1 pseudogene is annotated in these 1,268 nt (G+C 63.1%); it reads left to right on the forward strand.

Features of this window, described 5'->3' with window-relative positions:
• Positions 1-63 precede the first annotated feature (63 nt).
• A pseudogene (locus QJT82_RS45390) lies at positions 64-1,250 on the forward strand (IS3 family transposase).
• The last annotated feature ends 18 nt before the right edge of the window (positions 1,251-1,268 follow it).

Here is a 1,268-nt window from a genome sequence, read left to right on the forward strand (position 1 = left end):
TGACCTGCCCCTGAGAATTTCCTCCAGAAGGAGTTAGAGTCCGGCCTGACGAAGGACGGACAGATGAAGCGAGCAAGGTTCACGGAAGAGCAATTATCGCGGTATTGAAGGAGCACGAGGCTGGAGCGAAGACGGCTGATCTGGCGCGGAAGCACGGGATCTCTGAAGCGACGTTTTATAATTGGAAGTCCAAATACGGCGGCATGGACGTCTCCGAGGCCAGGCGGCTGAAGGCGCTGGAAGATGAGAACGCCAAACTGAAGAAGCTCTTGGCCGAGCAGATGCTCGATGCGGCAGCGCTCCGGGAGCTGTTGTCAAAAAAATGGTAGGGCCCGTCGCCAAGCGCGCAGGGGTCGCGCACCTGAAGGCCGTCATGGGCCTTTCGGAACGGCGGGCCTGTTTGATCGTCGGTGCGGATCGGAAGGCGGTCCGCTACCGTTCCCGCCGTCCGCCGGACACGGAGCTTCGTCGGCGGCTTCGCGAGCTTGCCAATGAGCGCCGCCGGTTCGGCTACCGTCGGCTGTTCATCCTGCTACGGCGGGAGGGCGAGCCGTCAGGGATCAACCGCATCCACCGGCTTTATCGGGAGGAAGGGCTGGCCGTGCGCAAGCGACGCGCCCGCCGCAAGGCGGTTGGCGTCCGGGTGCCGATCCTTCTGGAAGCGAGGCCGAACGCTCGCTGGTCGCTCGACTTCGTTTATGACCAGTTTGCCAACGGACGACGCTTCCGCGTCCTCAACATCGTCGACGACGTGACCAAGGAGTGTCTGGGCGCAATCCCAGACACCTCGATCTCGGGGCGACGGGTGGCGCGGGAGCTGACGACGATCGTCGCGCGGCGCGGTAAACCGGGCTCGATTGTCTCCGACAACGGCACCGAGTTCACCTGCAATGCGATGCTGGCCTGGTGCAAGGAGACTGGCATCGACTGGCACTTCATTGCGCCCAGGCAAACCGATCCAGAATGCCTTTGTGGAGAGCGTCAACGGCCGCATGCGCGACGAATTCTTGAACGAGACGCTGTTCTTCGACCTCGACGATGCGCGGTCGAAGGTCGCCGCATGGATCGCCGACTACAATGCGAAGCGACCGCACTCCTCGCTGAAATACCAGACCCCCGCGGCCTACGCCGCCACATTCACCGCAACGGGCGATCGGCTGCGCAACCCCGACCAGCTCCGCCGATCGCCCGTTGCACCACCCGCGCCACTCGGCGTACAAAACCCCGAGACTCTAACCGCCGCTGGATGAAAGTTCGGTGGCAGGTCA

Origin of the sequence: Bradyrhizobium sp. Mp19 (assembly GCF_029952935.1) — a bacterium.
Taxonomy (GTDB): domain Bacteria; phylum Pseudomonadota; class Alphaproteobacteria; order Rhizobiales; family Xanthobacteraceae; genus Bradyrhizobium; species Bradyrhizobium elkanii.